General features: G+C 68.0%; 14 protein-coding genes. 1 reads left to right on the top strand and 13 read right to left on the bottom strand.

The window, feature by feature from the left end:
* Positions 1–54 precede the first annotated feature (54 nt).
* Complete coding sequence (locus ACW177_RS04160) at positions 55–1,461, top strand: UDP-N-acetylmuramate--L-alanine ligase (RefSeq protein WP_492027385.1); 1,407 nt, start codon at positions 55–57, stop codon at positions 1,459–1,461.
* Here the strand turns inward: ACW177_RS04160 and ACW177_RS04155 are convergent.
* From ACW177_RS04155 to ACW177_RS04095, 13 genes are all read right to left on the bottom strand, one after another.
* Entirely contained in the window at positions 1,446–2,252 is an 807-nt protein-coding gene (locus ACW177_RS04155; protein WP_492027384.1) for a glycoside hydrolase family 16 protein, read from the bottom strand. The two genes, ACW177_RS04160 and ACW177_RS04155, sit on opposite strands and share 16 nt — an antisense overlap.
* 56 nt (positions 2,253–2,308) lie before the next feature.
* Positions 2,309–3,655, bottom strand: a complete 1,347-nt coding sequence (locus ACW177_RS04150) for a sulfite reductase subunit alpha (RefSeq protein ID WP_492027383.1) — start codon at positions 3,653–3,655, stop codon at positions 2,309–2,311.
* 11 nt (positions 3,656–3,666) lie between these two features.
* Positions 3,667–4,761, bottom strand: a complete 1,095-nt coding sequence (locus tag ACW177_RS04145; RefSeq protein WP_492027382.1) for an FAD:protein FMN transferase — start codon at positions 4,759–4,761, stop codon at positions 3,667–3,669.
* 9 nt (positions 4,762–4,770) lie between these two features.
* Positions 4,771–5,571, bottom strand: a complete 801-nt coding sequence (locus tag ACW177_RS04140; RefSeq protein ID WP_492027381.1) for a DUF4198 domain-containing protein — start codon at positions 5,569–5,571, stop codon at positions 4,771–4,773.
* An 11-nt stretch (positions 5,572–5,582) separates the two neighbouring features.
* Positions 5,583–6,098: a DUF2271 domain-containing protein gene (locus tag ACW177_RS04135; protein ID WP_492027380.1), complete on the bottom strand. Its 516-nt coding sequence runs from the start codon at positions 6,096–6,098 to the stop codon at positions 5,583–5,585.
* A gap of 20 nt (positions 6,099–6,118) precedes the next feature.
* Positions 6,119–6,799: a PepSY-associated TM helix domain-containing protein gene (locus ACW177_RS04130; protein ID WP_492027379.1), complete on the bottom strand. Its 681-nt coding sequence runs from the start codon at positions 6,797–6,799 to the stop codon at positions 6,119–6,121.
* 70 nt (positions 6,800–6,869) lie between these two features.
* Positions 6,870–8,927: a TonB-dependent receptor gene (locus ACW177_RS04125; RefSeq protein ID WP_492027378.1), complete on the bottom strand. Its 2,058-nt coding sequence runs from the start codon at positions 8,925–8,927 to the stop codon at positions 6,870–6,872.
* An 89-nt stretch (positions 8,928–9,016) separates the two neighbouring features.
* Positions 9,017–9,703 (bottom strand): Fe2+-dependent dioxygenase, encoded by a 687-nt coding sequence (locus tag ACW177_RS04120; RefSeq protein ID WP_492027377.1) that lies wholly within the window; start codon positions 9,701–9,703, stop codon positions 9,017–9,019.
* 74 nt (positions 9,704–9,777) lie between these two features.
* Positions 9,778–12,138: a TonB-dependent receptor gene (locus ACW177_RS04115; RefSeq protein ID WP_492027376.1), complete on the bottom strand. Its 2,361-nt coding sequence runs from the start codon at positions 12,136–12,138 to the stop codon at positions 9,778–9,780.
* A 105-nt stretch (positions 12,139–12,243) separates the two neighbouring features.
* Positions 12,244–13,026 (bottom strand): proteasome-type protease, encoded by a 783-nt coding sequence (locus ACW177_RS04110; protein ID WP_492027375.1) that lies wholly within the window; start codon positions 13,024–13,026, stop codon positions 12,244–12,246.
* Positions 13,027–13,090: 64 nt separating this feature from the next.
* Complete coding sequence (locus ACW177_RS04105; RefSeq protein ID WP_492027374.1) at positions 13,091–13,930, bottom strand: transglutaminase family protein; 840 nt, start codon at positions 13,928–13,930, stop codon at positions 13,091–13,093.
* 2 nt (positions 13,931–13,932) lie between these two features.
* Complete coding sequence (locus ACW177_RS04100; RefSeq protein ID WP_492027373.1) at positions 13,933–14,871, bottom strand: alpha-E domain-containing protein; 939 nt, start codon at positions 14,869–14,871, stop codon at positions 13,933–13,935.
* Positions 14,871–16,292: a circularly permuted type 2 ATP-grasp protein gene (locus ACW177_RS04095; protein WP_492027372.1), complete on the bottom strand. Its 1,422-nt coding sequence runs from the start codon at positions 16,290–16,292 to the stop codon at positions 14,871–14,873. Before ACW177_RS04095 ends, ACW177_RS04100 begins: the two co-directional genes overlap by 1 nt.
* Between the last annotated feature and the right edge of the window lie 189 nt (positions 16,293–16,481).

Below are 16,481 nucleotides of genomic sequence, written 5' to 3'. Positions count from 1 at the left end.
GAATATTGCGATCCTGCACTGGCGGACCGGCCCGATCCCCTGTTCTAAGGGGGCATGAACCAAGACGCCTCCTATTTCTTCTGCGGCATCGGCGGGTCGGGCATGTTGCCCCTGGCCCTGATCGTCCAGGCCCAGGGCCACCGTATCGAAGGCTCCGACCGGGCGCTGGACCAGGGCCGTACGCCCGAGAAGTTCGACTGGCTACGCGCCCACGGCGTGACCCTGCATCCCCAGGACGGATCGGGCGTGACCCGCGCCGCCCAGACCGTGGTGGCCACGGGCGCGATTGAAGAGACTGTGCCCGATATCGGCGCCGCCCGCCGCGTCGGCGCCGTCATCAAGACCCGGCCCCAGTTGCTGAGCCAGCTGTTCAACGCCGCCCCGACCTCGGTCGGCGTCGCCGGCACCAGCGGCAAGTCCACCATCACCGGCATGATCGCCTGGATCCTGAGCCAGGCCGAACACAATCCCACCGTGGTCAATGGGGCGGTGATGAAGAATTTCGCCGACGCCGATCATCCGTTCGCCAGCGCCCTGGTGGGCGGCACCGACCTGTTCGTGGCCGAGGTGGACGAGTCCGATGGCTCCATCGCCGGCTATGACCCGACCGTCGCCGTCGTCTCCAACATCTCGCTGGATCACAAGTCGATGGAGGAGTTGCGCGACCTGTTCGGCGGCTTCACCGCCCGCGCGACCACGGCGGTGCTGAACCTCGACAATCCCGAGACGGCGGCCCTGGCCCAGACCCTGCCGGCGGAGAAGGCGATCACCTTCGCCCTAGGCGAAGAAAAGGCCGACCTGTCCGCCCATGACCTGGTCCCCCTTCCGACCGGCATGAAGTTCCGTCTGATCGAGGGCTGGAGCGAATATGACGTGGTCCTGAACGTCCCCGGCGCCCACAATGTCGCCAATGCCCTGGCGGCGCTGGGTGCGACCAAAGCTCTGGGCGTGCCGACAGCCCAGGCGGTCAAGGCGCTGGAGACCTTCGCCGGCATTCGTCGCCGGATGGAGGTGGTCGGGACGGTGAACGACATCACCGTCATCGACGACTTCGCCCATAACCCGGACAAGATCGCCGCCACGCTCAAGACCCTGCACGCCTTCGACGGCCGCCTGCTGATCCTGTTCCAGCCCCACGGCTTCGGCCCGCTGAAACTGATGCGGCAGGAGTTCATCGACGGTTTCGCCGGCCTGATGCGTCCCGACGACGTGCTGCTGATGCCCGAGCCGGTTTATTACGGCGGCACCACCGACCGCAGCGTCGGGTCCGAGGACATCGCCTCCGGCGTCCGCGCCGCCGGCCGCACCGCCGAGGCCCTGCCGACCCGCGCCGACTGCGGCGACCGGATCGTGGAGTTGGCGCAACCGGGCGACCGGATCATCGTCATGGGCGCCCGCGACGACACCCTGTCCAGCTTCGCGGCTGACCTGTTGGAACGACTGGATCAGTCGGCCGGCTGATAGACCCGGACGTAGTCGACCTCCATCCGCTGCGGGAAGACGGCGTCGTCGACGCCCTCCTCGCCGCCCCAGGTTCCGCCCACGGCGACGTTCAGGATCAGGTGGAACGGCTTGTCGAACGGCCAGGTCTCCACATCGCGCGCCTGATCGTTGGCGAAGCGGTGGAAGGGTTGGTCGTCGATCAGGAAGACGATCTCGTCCGGCGTCCAGCGCACCTGATAGCGGTGAAACGCGTCGCAGGCGTCCGCGACCTGGCGCGTCGCCGTGCTCTGGGTGCCCTTCACATGGTTGTAGGCCTCGGTGTGGATCGAGCCGTGCACCACGCCGGGGCGATGGCCGACATGCTCCATGATGTCGATCTCGCCGCCGAGGGGCCAGCCGGCCGCCTTTTCGGGCAACATCCAGATGGCCGGCCAACTGCCGCGTCCGCAAGGAATCTTGGCGCGAGTCTCGATGAAACCGCGTGACCAGGCGGTGGTCGAGATCATCCGCACCGAGGTGTAGGCCTGTCCGCCCCAGTCGGCCGGGGGCGGGTTGAGGGCCTCTCGCCGCGCCTCGATGATCAGGACGCCGTCCTCGATCCGGGCGTTCTCAAGCCGCGCGGCGGAATAGTATTGCAGCTCTTCGTTATACCAGCCGGTCTTGTTGGCCTGGGTGTCGTATCGCCACCTCAAGGCGTCGGGCAGGCCGTCGCCAGAGAACTCGTCGGACCAGGTCAGTGCGTATCCAGCCGGAGCGTCGGGCGTTTGCGGCAGGGTCGAAAGCGCTGCCGCCAGCAGCATGGAAATCATCGGTTCCTCCCATTCTTTGCCCTATTGATGGCAGGAAGGCCCGGCGGGCGGCAGCCCTAATAGACGTCGCGGCGGTAACGACCGGTTTCGAGCAGGTCCAGCAAAGCCTCGTCGCCCAAGGCGGTCTCCAGCGCCGCATGGACGCCTGCGGCCATGCCCTCCAGACTGCCGCAGACATGGATGGTGGCGCCGCGACCGATCCAGTCGCGCAGTTCGTCCGTCGCCCCGGCGACCAGATCCTGCACATAGCGGCCGTCGCCCGGATCGCGCGAGAAGCTCCGGTCCAGCCGACGCAGTACGCCCGCCTCCAGCCATCCCTGAAGCTCGGCGTCGAAGAAGGCGTCGTGCGCCTGCGTCCGTTCGCCGAACAGCAGCCAGGCCCCGCCCCCGGCCGGGCTCCGCGCCTTCAGATGCGCCCGCAATCCCGCGATCCCGGTGCCGTTGCCGATCAGGATCATCGGCGTCTCGTCCGCCGGCCCGTGGAAGCTGCGGTTGGTCCTCAGCCGCATGCCGATCTCTTCGCCGACCGCCAGATCCTGGGTCAGCCAGCCGGACGCCAGGCCCGGCGTTCCGTCGGGGTGACGCATCAGGCGGATCAAGCATTCGACCCGTCCGTCCGACGGCAGGGAGGCGATGGAATATTCTCGCGCGCCGGGCGTCGCCCCGTCCCGTTCCGGCAGGCCGACCTCGGCGATGTCGCCCGCGGCCCAGTCCGGGCTCGACCCGACCGGTTCGAACGCCAGGTGATAGGCCGCCCCGCCGGGGCTGCCCGGATTGACCAGGGTCCGCTCGACCAGCCGCCACGGATAGAAGGCCGCCGGCGCCCAGTCCGGGGCCGCGATACTGCCGGTGACCTGGTTCAGCTGATGCTGCCAGTGGCGGATCGCCCCGGCCTCGCCGTTGTCCACCTCGACCGTATCGAACAGGGGCTCTGCGCCCGACCGCCGCAGCCAGCCGTCCACCGCATGGCCGAAGCCGCAGAACTGGTCATAGCTGCGGTCGCCCAGAGCCAGCAGGCCGAACCTCAAGCCCGGCAGGTCCGCCGCCTCGCCCATCAGCTTACGCACGAACCGCGCTGCAGGGTCGGGCGGGTCGCCCTCCCCGGTCGTCGAGACGATCAGCAGAGCCCGCGTCGCCGCTTTCAGCGCCGCCTCATCCAGATCGGCGAACGACAGCACCCGCGCCCCGACGCCGCCGTCCTGCAAGGCCTTGGCCGTCATCCAGGCCAGTTCCTCGGCGAAGCCCGTCTGGCTGGCGAAGGCGACCAGGACCGCCTCCCCCTCTCCGGTCATGGCCGCCGACCGCGCGCTCGCTGCCGCCTTCGCCCGGCGCTCACGCCAGACGACAAGGCCCGTCAAGACCAGCCACAGGGCCACCGCCCCGGCGGCCCAGAGCCAACGCATCGGCTCGCCTGTCACCAGGGCTCTTCCATCATGGCGGCCAGGGCCGGCGTCATCCGCTCGACCGGCCCACGCGGCGTCCGCTCTACGAACAGGGCCGCCAAGCCGATGGCCTCGGCGTGTTCAGGCCCGTCGAACGGCCCCATGACCGTCAGGGCCGTAGCGTAGGCGTCGGCCTTCATGGCCGAGGGGTGCAGCACCGTCACCGACGCCACAGCATTGGCCACCGGCCGCCCGGTTGAGCCGTCGATCGTATGCGGATAAACCCGTCCATTATGTTCGAAGGCGCGGCGGTAGTCGCCGCTGGTCGCCATGGCCATGTCGTACAGGGCCGCCACGGTGCGCGGCTCGGTCGAGCCCTCGACCCGTTCGATCTCGACCCACCAGGGCTGGGCGTCCGGTTTGACGCCGCGCCCCTTCAGCTCGCCGCCGATCTCGACCAGGTGCGAAGTCGCCCCGATGGCCGTCAGCCGATCCGAGACCCGGTCCACCGCATAGCCCTTGGCGATGCCGGAGAAGTCCAGCTTCATCCCGCCCATCTGCATCAGGCCGCGCGCGTCGCGGTTCATTCTCAACCGGCGCCAGCCCGACACCGCCAGCGCCGCCTCGACCTCTTCGTCGGACGGCACCGGCAGAAGCACGCCGCGCGGTCCCGGAGGGCCGAAACCCCACAGATCAACCAGGGCGCCCAGGGTCGGATCGACCGCGCCATTGGTCTCGTCCCCCAGGTCCATGGCGGCGTCCAGCAGGCCCCAGAAGGGCTCGGACACCGACCACATGCCTTCTGGCGCGGCGTTGAAGCGACTGATCTCGCTGTTCGGCTCCCAGGGGCTGAAGGCGGCGATCACCGCCGCCAGCTCCTGTTCGATCGCCGCCCGCGCCTCGACCGGCCCCAAGAGGGGCGGGCCGATCAGGCGCACGCTCCAGGTCGTGCCCATGGTTTCGCCGTCCAGCGCCAGGACCACATCGCTGGGCGGACGAGGCGGCACCCCGTCCATAGGCGGAATCAGAACCCGGTTGTCGGCGCGGTCCGCGAGCGGAACCGGGTCGCCGAGCGTGACCGTGGGCGGGGCGGCGCGGGATCCGCGCGAGAAGGGACTGTCAGACATGCCCGTGGCTTAGGGCAGGACTTCCATCACCGCCACATAGCTGGCGTTCGAACCCAGGGTCTCGCCCTGGGCCGGCGCGCGGACCGAGGCGTTCAGCCAGTACATGCCTGCTGCCGGCCAGGTGACGGTGAAGGCGCCGTCAGCGCCGGTCTTGACCGTCATCTCTTCGGGATTGTCACGATAACGCAGGCCGCCGCGCGCGATGGTCACATCCAGATCGGCGGCGGGTTGACCGTCCTTCATCAGCTTGAAGGTCGCGGCTTCGCCGGCGGCCAGGTCGTTGGGATGGGTGACGGGAACCAGCTCCAGACCCTCGCCCGTGGGCTTGAACACGCCGTCGGTGGCGTTGTTCAGGGTGACGAAGGTTTCGATCCGGCTGGCGGTGCGGGTCGCCTGGACCTCGGTCGCGCCCGCCGGGATCGCCGCCGGGAACTCGGCCGCCGAACCGCGCCAGCGCTTCTGTTCCCCGTCCAGCTTGTAGCTGGCCATGACGCCGCCCATGACGTTGGCGACCTTGTAGGTGCCGTTCTGCGTCAGATGAACGTCAAAGGTGGTGCGGTACTGGCCCTGCATCAGGTGCTCAGGCTGAACGGCCGAACCGTCCGGCGCCGTCACGACCAGACCGTTCATCCGCATGGCGGCGTGATCGGGGATGAAGACCCCGTTCGACATGCCGGCGTCGAATCCGACCCAGGCGTCATTGCCCGACAGGCTGGTCGAGGTGGGGGCCATCCAGGCGCGGTGAGCCTGGGCGGCCATCGGCGCGGCCAGGGCGGCGGCGAAGGCCAGAAGCGTGATCGTCTTTTTCATGGGTCAGTTCCTCAGCGAGAGACGGTGACGCGCACGGCGCCCAGTTCGGTTGAGCCGGAAGCATCGGCGGTGTTGGCGCCGCCCCAGCGGAAGGGCACGCGCACGACTTCACGCCCGCCCAGTTCACGGGCCGCCTCGACGACGACCGTATACTGGCCGGGCTGAAGGCCGCGCAGGCGGGCGGCGGGCACGGTGATGGTCTGGCGGCCCGGCGCGCGGGTGGCGCCCGAGACACCGTCGGCCGGCAAGCTCATGGCCCGGCCGCCCTTGCGCCACCAGGTGCGCAGGTCCTTCAGCCAGTCCTTGCCGTCGCCCTCGTTGTTGCGGGTCTGCTGGTACCAGACCGCCAGGGTCTGGACCGCCGTCTGGTCCGGTCGCTCGATCCACACCGCGACATAGGGCCGGTGGTAGGAGGCGGTGTTCAGACGCGGCACATCGACGGTGACCGACAGGTCCGCCGCCAGGGCCGGCGCTGCGGCGGCCAGGGAAAGCCCGGCCGTGGTGATGACGATGGGGAGCAGGCGCATCCGGAAAACTCTCACGAGGTTCAATGAATGAAGATCAGGGCGATGACGACGGGCACGAGCAGCCCAAGCGCCGCCAGCGGCCAGGTGGACGGCCGCCCCTTGGCGTGCAGCCACATCAGGCCCAGCCCCGTCAGGGCGAAGATGACGCAGGCGACGGCGAAGACGTCGATGAACCAGAACCAGACGCCGCCGGCGTTGCGGCCCTTATGCAGGTCGTTCAGGTAGGCGATCCAGCCGCGCGTCGTCGTCTCGTGCAGCACATCGCCCGTCGCACGGTCGATGGTCACCCATCCGTCGCCGCCGGGCGTGGGCAGGGCGACGTAGACTTCTTCGGCTGTGGTCTCGGTCGGCTTGCCGGCGATCTCGGCCTTCAGCGTCTGCGCCGACCAGCGGGCGACGGCGTCAGGGACGGGGTCGGTCGTCTCCTCGGGGAAGTCCGCCAGCCGCGCCACCAGGGGCGCCGGCAGGGCGGCGGTCTGTTCCACCGTCACCGGCTCGGCCGGGATCGAGGCCGCGTGGTTCAGGGTGATGCCGGTGAAGGCGAACAGGACCAGGCCGACCAGACTGACCGCCGCCGAAATCCAATGCCAGGAATGAAGCTGTTTCAGCCAGAAGGACCGCGCGCCGTTCAGCGCCGCCTTGGGCTTCTTCGAGCCCTTGGCAGGGGGCTCGACCGGATGTTGTGCGGCGAGTTCGGTCACAAGGTGGCTGTGCCACTGTTGCGAACCGTTTTCAATAGCAGTCCGTGCGACGAAATCGCCGCACCGATCGTCAGTAGCTGAATCTCACCCCGGCCCGCACCGTGCGCGGCGGGGCATAGCCGGCGACGTCGGTCCCGGTCATCGACACCTCGACCTCTTCATCAAAGGCGTTGTCCAAAGCGGCCCAGACCATGACGCCTTCGCGCGCCGCCCACTCCGCCCGGGCGTCCAGGGTCACGGCGGGATCCAGGCTCCGGCTGTTCAGATCATCGTCGAACCGCGCCGATTCATAGCGCGCGGCCAGGCCCAGGGTCAGACGGTCCGTCGCCCGCCAATCCAGACCCGCCGTCGCGCTCCATTCCGGCGCCTGGGCCGGACGCAGGCCGGTCAGCTGCGGCGCCGCCGCCCCGCCGTCCACCTCGGCGTCGGTCCAGGACAGGGCGGCGTTCAGCGACAGGGCCTCGGTCGCCTGGACCGACCCATTCAGTTCGACGCCCCAGGCCTCGATAGTCCCGGCGTTCTGGCGTTGGCGCAGCACGCCCCCGGCCGGAACGAAGCCCGCGCGGGGGAAGGTCCCCGGCCCCTCGCCGATGGTGACGTTGACGATGGCGTCCTCGATCTCGTTCCAGAACACCGTCGCCCCCCAGGCGACCCCGTCCCGGTCGTAGGCCAAGCCCGTCTCGATCCCGCGCAGGGTCTCGGGCTCCAGCGCCGAATTGGCCTCTGTGATGTCATTGCCGACCCGGAACGGCCGGTGCAGTTCGTTCAGCGTCGCCGGCCGGAAGCCGGAATAGGCCGCCGCGCGCCAGGCGTAGCCCGCGCCCAGCAGGCTGCTGAGATCGCGCCGCGCCGCCAACCGGGCGCTGAACACCTCGCCCGACCGGTCCTCATCCGTCTCGTCCAGGATCGGCGCGCCGGTCGCCAGCGTGTATTCGTAGCGGAAGCCCGCCTCATTCTTCCACTGGTCGTAGCGAAGCCCGCCCGCGACCAGCCAGTCTCCACCGGTCCACGACCCGTCCACATAGGCCCCGGCCACCGACGTCTCGCCGCCCGCGCGCCGTCCACGGGCGAAGCCTGCGCCGGTGGGATTGCTGAAGAACTCGTTGGTCGCGCCCTCGTTGAACCGGGCGTCGGCGCCGACTTCCCATTCCAGCCGTCCCCCGGCGAATTCGGATGTGCGGCGGCGCAGGGCCGCGTTCACCCCCCAGCCCGTCGCCGGGGTCTTGTATTGATCATTGGCCGGAGTGGTGGTCGACCGGTCCGCCGCCACCGAGGCCGAGCTGTTGGCGAAATCGCTCTCGATCCGCCAGGCTTGCAGCCGCCAGCCATAGCCGTCCGCATCCGGAGCCTTGGCCGCGGTGGCGCTGAGGCTGTGTCCGCTGGCGTTGGACCGGGCGTTCAGCAGGCCGGACCCGCGATCCTCCTCCCAGGTCGCCGCCCGCAGCGACAGGTTCGCCCCGTCGAGACTGAGTCCGTCCAGCGGCGCATCGACCCGCAGGGCCGCGCTGCGGCTGTCCATATCCAGCGGCCTATCCGCCGCCCCCGCCGCCGGCCCGCGCACCGGCGTATAGCCGTCGCTGGTCTCGTACAGACCCGACAAGGTCACGCCGACCGGCCCCAGCATGGTCGATCCCGACCCCGCCGCCCGCGCCCCGCCGCGCTCGGCGACCGAGAAGTCCAGCACTCCGCCGCTGTCCCGTTCTGTCAGGCCGATGACCCCGGTCAGGGCGCCGGCGCCATAGGGCCCTGCCCCCGCGCCGCGCACGATATCCACCCGCTCCAGCGATTCCGGCGCGACCTGGGACCAGATCACCCAGCCTCCGAACGGATCATTCAGCGGAACCCCGTCCAGCGTGACCAGGGTCCGCCCCGCGCCCGACGGCGCGATGGCTCGCAGCGAAATCCCCTGGGTCGTCGGATTGGCGGCCAGGCTGGAGGTGCGGCGGAACAGGGACACGGCCGGCACGGTTCGCAGCGCCTCGTCCAGACGGACGGACCGCTCCAGCACCCTCTGGTCCAACCGCACGACCGAAAAGGCGGCGTCGGCGGCGGCGGGCGGCAGACGGGCGGCCGTCACCACGATTTCTGACAATTGGGCGGGCGGAGCGGGGGGCGCGTCTTGGAACATCCCGGTCACAATAGACCAGCTCCGCCTTGGTTCACCCCTGCGACCTTATAACCTCGATTGAGGCCCCGAAGTCACAGGCGAAGGCGGTGTCAAACCTCGGACCAGCGCCGCAGAAGGTTGTGATAGACCCCGGTCAGCTCGATCACCGCCTGATCCTTGGGGCCCTTCTCGCTCGCCACGCGCTGGGTCGCCACGTCCAGGCGGAACAGCATTTCCCGGTCACTGTCGTCGCGGATCAGGCTCTGCATCCACATGAAGGACGAGACCCGCGCCCCGCGCGTCACCGGCATGACCTTGTGAAGGCTCTTGGACGGATACAGCACCAGATCCCCGGCCGGCAGTTTGACCGACTGGGGTCCGTACATCTCCTCGATGATCAGTTCCCCGCCGTCGTAATCCTCGGGCTCCGACAGGAACAGGGTCGCCGACAGGTCGCTGCGGATCCTGATCGAACCCCCGCCGCGCTGCTGGCGGATGGCGTTGTCCACGTGCAGGCCGAACTCGCCCCCGCCTTCGTAGCGATTGAACAGGGGCGGAAAGATCGTGTGCGGCAGGGCCGCCGCGACGAACATCGGATTGGCGTTCAGGGCCTGGACGATCAGGGCCGAGACCTCCCGGGCCACGTCCGAATCTTCCGGCAGTTGCTGGTTCCGCTTCGCCGTCGCCGACTGGTGGCCCGAGGTGAGGTTGCCGTCGGTCCAGGGGCCGGCGTCCAATCGTTCCCTCAGGGCCTTCACTTCGGCCTTGGAGAAGACTTCGGGAATCTGCAGCAGCACGACGGATCTCGCTCAAAAGAAAACGGCCCCGCCGTAAGGACGGGGCCGTTGAGGATAGGCCGGGGATCGGGCCTTTAGAAGCGCAGGTTCAGCGCCAGGATCGCCTGCCGCGCCGGGGCGACGTCGGCGTGGTGAACCCCGTTGGTGCGGATGATATATTCCTCGTCCGTCAGGTTCTTCACATTGAGCTGCAGGCTGGTGCGATCCGTCAGGTCATACGAGGCGAAGGCGTCCACACGCGTCCATTCCGGCGCATAGATGCGGTTGGTCCCGCCGCCGGCGCCGCCCTGGTTCCCGCCGAAAGACTCCGACGTGTAATAGACGCCGCCGCCCAGGGTCAGCTTGCGCGTGACGCGATAGGTGCTGAACAGGCTGGCGGTGTGTTCCGGCGTATTGGCCAGCGGATCGCCTTCGTTGACGCTGTTGTAGGCCCCCTCGACCAGTTCGGAGTCCATATAGGTATAGCCGCCGAAGACCGTCCAGGCGGGCGTGATGCTGCCCGACACGCCGAGCTCCAGCCCTTTCACCTCGACCTCGCCGGCCTGTTCGTAGTCCGTCGTGCCGGACACCAGGATGATGGCGTTCTTGCGCGTGGTCTGGAACAGGGCGGCCGACAGAGCCAACCGGTCGCTGAAGACATTGGCCTTGGCGCCGATCTCGAAGCTTTCGCTGTCCTCCGGGTCAAGAACCTCGTTGGCTAGATCACCCGACCCCGTGCCGGTGGACGTGTTCTGATCGCCGGACGAGATGGTCGGCGGCGTCGAGGAGGTGGACCAGGAGGCGTAGACGCTGGTGCTCGGCGTCGGCTTGAACACCAGACCGACCTGATAGTTGGTGAACTCCCAGGTGCGCTTGGGTACGATCGTATAGGTCGTCGCGCCCCATACGCCGGCAGACTGGCTCGCCGTCGCATTGATCCCGTCCACCGCATACTGATCCCAGCGCACGCCCAGGTTCAGGATCAGCCGCTCGCTCAGGGTGATGCTGTCGTTGGCGTAGACGCCGATGGTCTCGGTGGTGTTCGAGCTAATCGGCCCGCGATTGATGACGCCCGTCCAGGCGTCGTCGGCGTTAGGATTATAGACCTGGGTGCAGTCGCCGGCGCCAAGCGCGCTCGTCGCCGTCGGATAAGAGCCGCTGACCGTGGTCAGGCCCGTGGGACAGGCGGCTCCTGAGGTGGTGTAGGTCGAATAGGTAGCGTTGCGGTTCCGCTCGCGCGACAGTTCCACGCCGACGTCATAGCTGTGCTTGATCGAGCCGGTCGCGAACTGACCATAGACGTCAGTCACATTGGCCAGGGTGGTGACCGGGTTCCAGCGGGTCTTGGTGCCCCGCTTCATCCAGTAGGTCCCATCGGCCGCAAGCCCCACATAGCCGCCGTCGCCGGGGTTGGTGACGATATAGTCGTTCAGAGTCTCAGAATAGCGGCTGACGTTGCGGATCGTGGCCACGTCGTTCAGGCGGTGCTCGGCCTTGAAGGTGAAGGTGTCCACCTCATTAGTCAGGAAGTCCCGACCCTTGACGCCGTAGAAGCTGTCGTAGGGCACGTCCAGAATGCCGCTGTCGGTACGCGACCGAACCGGCGCCGTCGAGGTCGCCGACGGAACCAGCTTCGTGAACAGCGGGATGCCGTAATCGGGCATCTGGTCGCTGGTCAGGTGATAATAGCTGAACACCATCGACGACGGCGTGCCCAGACCGGCGCCCAGGCTGATCGCCGCGCCCCACTTGTCATAATCGACGCTGTCGCGACCGGGCACATCGCCCTGCGCGCCCATCAGATTGACCCGCAGCGCCGCTGTCCCGCCCAACGGCATGTTGGAATCGATCGTACCGCGCAGATAAGAGTCCGTGCCGACGCTGGCGCCGATATTGGTGAACTCGGTCAGCTGGGGCGCCTTGGAGCCCATATTGATGCTGCCGCCGCCGGAGCCCCGACCGGAATAGACTGCGTCAGGCCCCTTGATGACCTCAACCTGTTCCAGGTTGAAGACCTCGCGCTGCTGGCCGCCCGTGTCGCGCAGGCCGTCCACGAAGATGTTGTTGCCCGACGACTGGCCACGGATGAACGGCCGGTCCGCCAGCGGCTGCCCGCCTTCGCCCGCGCCGAAGGTGATGCCGGGCGAGTTCATCAGCACGTCCTGCAGCGACGACGCCGCCGTCTGCTCGATGATCTGCTGGGGAATAATGGTTACAGCGCGCGGCGTGTCCAGCAGTGGAGCGACGAACTCGGGGCTGGCGGGCTCGCGGCGAATGCGGCGGCCGGTGACGTCGATGGCCTCGAGCCCGTCGTCCTTGGTGGTCTGCGGCGCCGTCACGACCGGGCCGTCAGCGGCGGGAACCTCGGCCGCCAGGGCCGGCGCGGCGACCAGCATGCCGGCGGCGCTGGAAGCGAACAGGAGCGAACGGAGCGCTGCGGCGCGAGACTCGGACATATTGAGGCGACCTTTTGGCCTGATTTTGCGATGCGGTCGCATTAGCCAGCTTCACGCCTTCACACAAGCACAATTGCGACTTAATCGCAGTCAGGGCCGCAAAGTTCAGCTCACCGCCGTCATTCGCGCGCCCTTCGCCGGGGTCAAATCCAGCCAGGTCGGGTCCGGCATCGCCTTGTGCGCCGCGGCCAGGGCTTCGGACCAGCGGCGGCCCAGGTCGCGGAAATAGGGGTCGTCCGCATCGATGCGCCGCTCCATCCCCGTCAGTCCGTCACGCGGAATGACGATCAGATCCAGCGGCGGCCCCACGGCGATATTGGAGCGAATGGTCGAGTCGAACGAGATCAGCCCCAGCTTCACCGCCTCGGACAGGGGGGTGTAGTCATGAAGGGCGCGATCCAGGATCGGCTTGCCGTATTTCAGCTCGCCGATCTGAAGATAGGGGGTGTCCGCCCCGCACTCGATGAAATTGCCCTGACCATAGATCAGGTAAAGGCCCATCTTGCCCCCGCCGATCTGGCCGCCCAGCAGCATGGAGGCGTTGACGTTCAGGGCGTCGGCGGTGGGCGAGGCCGGCGTATTGATCGTGGCTCGCACCATGGCCATGGCATGGCCCAGGATCTGGGCCGCGCGGAACAGGCTGGGCGCGGTCTCCAGCGTCTCCGGCCCGGTCGAGTCGGGCAGCTTGACCCCCTCGGCCACCATGGCCAGGGCGGTCTGGGTCACCGACAGATTGCCGGCCGTGGCCACGGCCAGGATCCGTTCGCCCGGCGCCTTGAACACGTGCAGCTTGCGATAGGACGAGATGTTGTCCACGCCCGCATTGGTGCGGGTGTCGGCGATCATCGCCAACCCCTCGTCCACCAGCATGCCTACGCAATAGGTCACTTGCCTCTATCCGCTCCCCAGCCTGCGAATCGTTCGACGCTAACAGATTCCTGCGACATGGCGATCAGGACCATCCCCGGCTCTGATGTTGTTGCTGGCTCTGTTGCACAGGCCGCACATGAAGGGCGACCGTCAGGCTGCCGACCCCGCCGCCATAGCTGGTCCCCCGGATCGGCGTCGCCCCCAGCGAGTCCAGCCCCACGGCGATACGGACATAGTTCTCGGTCGGGCAGATGCCGTTAGCCGCATCGAACCCGACCCAGCCCAACCCCTCGATCCAGGCCTCGGCCCAGGCGTGGGCGGCGTCCTGATCGTGCTGGCCGTCCGACCGGTTCAGATGGCCCGAGACATAGCGGGCCGGCACGCCCAGAGCGCGGGCGCAGGCGATGAAGATCTGGGCGTGGTCCTGACAGACGCCGCGCCGAATGTCGAAGGCCTCGGCCGCCGTATGGGTGGCGGACGTCGCCCCCACCTCGAAGGCCACCCCGCCATGGATCGCCCCCATCAGCCGGTGCATCCGCTCCAGCGGCGCGCCCTCGCCGACCTCTCTCGCAAACTCGACCAGGGCGGGATTGGCCTGGGTCAGGCGGGTGTCGCGCAGATAGACGCCCGGCTGCAGCCGGTCGTTCTGGCCCCGGATCACCCCGCCGGTGTCCACGGTCGAGACCTCGCCCGTCACCCGTATGGTCAGGGCGTCAGTCGGCCGCTCGGTATAGAGGCTGTGAACGATGTTGCCGAAGGCGTCCTCGCTGCGCCGCAGACGGGCGTCGACGTCGGTCTCGATCCGCCATTCGCGCACCTGCTGGCTCTCGCACGACTTGGGCGTCAGCCGCAGCATCTGCACGATGAACCGCGCCGGTCGGGCGTAGGCGTAGCGGGTGGAGTGGTCGATCCGTATCCGCATGGTCAGACCAGATATTGTTCGTGGACGGCGGCGGCCAGGGCGTTGTTCTCGTTTAGGAAGCCCTGGATGTATTCGTGCAGACCGGACTGGAAGATGTCCTCGATCCGGGCCTCGTTGAACTGGGTCAGGCGGTTGGAGGCCAGCCGCTGCGCCGGGCCACGCCGGCCGTAGTCCGTGGCCAGCCGCTCCAGATAGCTGACGATCATGCCCTGGCACGACGCCAGGGACCGCGGCATCTGCCGGTTCAGCACCAGCAGGTCCGCCACCAGCCAGGGCCGCACGCTCTCGCGATAGACCCAGCGATAGGCGGTCAGGGCCGAAACCTCGCGCAACAGGGTGGTCCACTGGAAATAGTCCAGCTGTCCCCCCACCCGTTCGCCAGGCGGCAGCAGCAGGTGATATTTGACGTCCAGCAGGCGGGCGGTGTTGTCGGCCCGCTCGATCGCCATGCCCAGACGCAGGAACCAGTAGGCGTCGTTGCGCAACATGGTCCGCGACGAGGCCCCCTCGACCGCCAGCGAGGTCGACTTCACGAAGTCGAGGAAGTTGGTGAAATCATCCCGCTTGGTCGGCTCGCCCAGCTCGTTCAGCCCGTTCCAGGCGCCGTTGATCGCCTCCCACAGCTCGATGGTCAGGGCGGTGCGCACCGAGCGGGCATTGGTCCGCGCCCGGGTGATGCAGGCCTTGATCGAGGTCGTATTGTCGGCCCCGAACGCCAGGTATTCACGAACGGACTTCTCGGAAACCGTACGGCCGGTTGCGTCGAACGCTGACTTCACCCCCGACGAGGCGATGGCGCCGGCCCAGGCCGTGACGGTGGCCTGATCCTTGGCCGGCAAGGCCGCCAGGCGGATCGCCGCCTCCAGAATGCGCGCGAGAAAGTCCGCCCGCTCCATATAGCGGCCGGTCCAGTACAGGCTGTCTGCGGTGCGAGAAAGCATCAGTTGTCCAGCACCCAGGTGTCCTTGGTTCCGCCGCCCTGGCTGGAATTCACCACCAGCGACCCCTCTTTCAGCGCCACCCGCGTCAATCCGCCGGGCGCGACCCGCACCCCCGCCGGACTGGACAGGACGAACGGCCGCAGATCGACGTGCCGCGGCGACAGATCCCCCCCGTTCAGGGTCGGCGCCGTCGACAGGCTCAGCGTCGGCTGGGCGATGAAGTCGTCGGGGTCGGCGATCAGCTTGGCCCGGAACGCCTCGATCTCGGCCTTGGTCGAGGTCGGCCCGACCAGCATACCGTAGCCGCCCGATCCGCCGACCTCCTTGACCACCAGTTCGTCCAGCTTACCCAGCACCTCCTTCAGCGCATCCGCCTCGCGGCAGCGCCAGGTCGGCACATTCTTCAGGATCGCGTCCTCGCCGGTGAAGAAGCGGATGATCTCGGGCATGTAGGTATAGACGGCCTTGTCGTCGGCCACCCCCGTCCCGACCGCATTGGCCAGGGTCACACGTCCGGCGAAATAGGCGGACATCAGCCCCGGCACCCCGACCGCCGAATTCGGCATGAAGGTCAGGGGGTCGATGAAGTCGTCGTCGATACGGCGATAGATGACATCGACCCGCTTGGGCCCCTCGGTCGTGCGCATATAGACGGTGTCGTCGTTGACGAAGAGGTCGCCGCCCTCGACCAGTTCCACCCCCAGCTTGTCGGCCAGGAAGCTGTGCTCGTAATAGGCCGAGTTGAACGGCCCTGGCGTCAGCACGACGATGGTGGGATCCTCGCCCGCCCCCGACGGCGCCGAGGCCTGGAGCGACCGCAACAGCATGTCGGTATAGATCTCGACCGGCCGCACCGCATGTTCGGCGAACAGGTCGGGGAACAGCCGCATCATCATCTCACGGTTCTCCAGCATATAGGAGACCCCCGACGGCGTGCGGACATTGTCCTCCAGCACATAGAAGCCGTCCTCGCCCGTGCGGACCAGATCGACCCCGGCGATATGGCACCAGACGTCGCCCGGCGGCCGGCGGCCCTGCATCTCGGGCCGATAGTGAGGATTGGTCAGGATCAGGTCGGCGGGCACGATCCCGGCGCGGATACAGTCCTGCGGCCCGTAGATGTCCTTCAGGAAGGCGTTGATGGCGGTGACCCGCTGCTTCAGCCCCTTCTCCAGCCCGCCCCATTCATCGGCGCCGATGATGCGCGGCACCACGTCGAACGGGATCAGCCGTTCGTTGGACTCCTCGTCGCCATAGACGGCGAAGGTCACGCCCATACGGCGGAAGAACAGCTCCGCCTGGCGCGAGCGCGCCTGCAACAGATCCGGCGGGGCGTTTTCCAGCCAGGCCGCCAGGGTCTTGTAGCTGTCGCGGATCGTGCCTGATCCGCCGCCGTTCATTTCGTCGAAAGCTCTCGTCATTCGCCCCCGCCGCGTTGAGATCGCAGCTTGGTCTATCCCCAACGAAAAGCGCAACAGTTTTGTTGCACTGCGGCGACGACGAAGCGGCGGAGCGCCTCTCCCTCCCCCTGCGGGGGAGGGGGGCTGAGCCGAAGGCGAAGCCGGGTGGGGGCGGCAGGACGACACGGGACATATCTCGCGAGGCAGAAC

The sequence above is a fragment of the Brevundimonas sp. AVps23W genome (assembly GCF_058681395.1).
This window is presented reverse-complemented; position numbering and strand designations above follow the sequence as displayed.

Coding starts and splice junctions, on each gene's coding strand:
- ACW177_RS04145 (WP_492027382.1), bottom strand. CDS start 4,761: ATGTCTGACAGTCCCTTCTCGCGCGGATCCCGCGCCGCCCCGCCCACG.
- ACW177_RS04115 (WP_492027376.1), bottom strand. CDS start 12,138: ATGTCCGAGTCTCGCGCCGCAGCGCTCCGTTCGCTCCTGTTCGCTTCC.
- ACW177_RS04100 (WP_492027373.1), bottom strand. CDS start 14,871: ATGCTTTCTCGCACCGCAGACAGCCTGTACTGGACCGGCCGCTATATG.
- ACW177_RS04135 (WP_492027380.1), bottom strand. CDS start 6,098: ATGCGCCTGCTCCCCATCGTCATCACCACGGCCGGGCTTTCCCTGGCC.
- ACW177_RS04150 (WP_492027383.1), bottom strand. CDS start 3,655: ATGCGTTGGCTCTGGGCCGCCGGGGCGGTGGCCCTGTGGCTGGTCTTG.
- ACW177_RS04160 (WP_492027385.1), top strand. CDS start 55: ATGAACCAAGACGCCTCCTATTTCTTCTGCGGCATCGGCGGGTCGGGC.
- ACW177_RS04155 (WP_492027384.1), bottom strand. CDS start 2,252: ATGATTTCCATGCTGCTGGCGGCAGCGCTTTCGACCCTGCCGCAAACG.
- ACW177_RS04105 (WP_492027374.1), bottom strand. CDS start 13,930: ATGCGGATACGGATCGACCACTCCACCCGCTACGCCTACGCCCGACCG.
- ACW177_RS04095 (WP_492027372.1), bottom strand. CDS start 16,292: ATGACGAGAGCTTTCGACGAAATGAACGGCGGCGGATCAGGCACGATC.
- ACW177_RS04140 (WP_492027381.1), bottom strand. CDS start 5,571: ATGAAAAAGACGATCACGCTTCTGGCCTTCGCCGCCGCCCTGGCCGCG.
- ACW177_RS04125 (WP_492027378.1), bottom strand. CDS start 8,927: ATGTTCCAAGACGCGCCCCCCGCTCCGCCCGCCCAATTGTCAGAAATC.